Source organism: Pirellulales bacterium (genome assembly GCA_036499395.1).
In the GTDB taxonomy this organism is placed as follows: domain Bacteria; phylum Planctomycetota; class Planctomycetia; order Pirellulales; family JACPPG01; genus JACPPG01.
In genome coordinates, this window is sequence record DASYDW010000032.1 from 1 (window position 1) to 1,510 (window position 1,510).

General features: G+C 60.7%; 2 protein-coding genes. Both read right to left on the reverse strand.

Annotated features, from left to right (window positions below; all coding sequences use genetic code 11):
* Positions 1-221, reverse strand: a 221-nt coding sequence (locus tag VGN12_06415; protein HEY4309068.1) for an NAD-dependent epimerase/dehydratase family protein, incomplete at its 3' end; no start/stop codon positions are given.
* Between the two features lie 33 nt (positions 222-254).
* On the reverse strand, positions 255-1,510 hold a 1,256-nt coding region (locus tag VGN12_06420; GenBank protein HEY4309069.1), incomplete at its 5' end, for a capsule assembly Wzi family protein.

A 1,510-nucleotide genomic window follows, 5' to 3' on the forward strand; every position in this document is an offset into this window, starting at 1 on the left:
CGATGCTCGGCGAAGAGCCCGCGAAGCATTGCAAAATCGCAGACGTCGGCGCGCGCAAAATGATGGCGAGGATTGTCGAGCGCATCGCCGAGCGACTCGAGATTTCCCGCGTACGTCAGCTTGTCGATGTTGACGACGTGCGCGTCTGTTTCGGCAATCAATTGTCGCACGAGAGCGGAGCCGATGAATCCTGCTCCGCCGGTCACGAAAATCGCTGGCATTGCCGGATTATATGGACTGGAGACGCGTGGCGCTCAGCGAAGCGCTATCCCAGCTCTCACGCGCGTATTCCCGACCACACTGTTGGGCGTCTCGTTGAACTTGAACACCTCATCGAGCCCCAGCGTGATCGCGTAGCGATCCCAGAACAACAGGCGCTCGGCGCTCAACGCATGCATCACTTCCGTTAGCGAACCAATGGCCTGGGGACCATTCGGCCCAGTGGCGACGCGCTCGCCGAGTGCGGTACGCGACCACTCGAACGTCCATTTGCCGTCCGGGCGGTACCAGTCAACGCTGATGTTCGCTGCGCCACCGCCGTGCGCGCCGAAAGCACCGAGCACTTGGCCTTGTTCGGTGAAGCCCTGTGCGACGGGAGTGTGCTCATAGAATGGGGCCTGACCTCGCACGATGTTCAGGCTGGTCATGCGGGTGTTAAGGACCTCACCACGCAGCGCGATCAGCTGTGCATTCTTCCGCTTCCAGACACGCTGCAGGCCGATCATGTACGAAGCGTCGTGGTCCGGTTCGCCGATGAGATCTGGTAGGTCCGCGTTGTAGTCTTCGCGTCCATACTCGCCATAGATCTCGACGCCGGCACCCGGAAACATCCATCGGGCGAAAATCGACGCGAGCTGGTTGTCCGGCTCATCGCCGGTACCGCCAATCTGCTGCGCGCGGGTCGCTTTGAAAAAGGCGTTGAACGGCCGAAGAAAATCCTCGTGGGTCAGCCCGCTGTCCGGCCAAATCGTTTCGAAGAATCGACCGAATCCGAATTCGAGTCCTGGTAACCCGTTTATAGTCGCGGTCGCCACGAGGCCAGACATGAACCGCTTCCGCGTGCCTTGAACGTCGGGCATGAGGAAGGACTGATCGAGCCGCCCCCACACCACATTCGCGTCGAGATGTGCGACGCCAAGGTTCAGACTTCGAACACCGGCGAATAGATGGCGGAATCCTGCCGCGTTGTTGCCAAGAAGAATGGGGTTCGTAACGGCGGGGCCCCAAAACTGATCTTCGGTCCCGACGCCGACGGCCAAGTGCCAGATATCGAGCCGGACGGTGCTCTGGCCCGGATCAAGTCGCTGATAGGCCTTCGTTCCGAAGCGCTGCGGCTGATCGATCTCGATCGGTGAGAACGGATCGCTGAATTCACCTTCGAGCCCAACGGGGATGTTGGACAGGGCAGACGGCTGCAACCCAAACCCCTGATTCTCCGCCCGAAACGCCTCCGGCGCGATCACGAACGACAACGGCCCATACCTCCCGCCAAACCCAAAATCCACCGCCG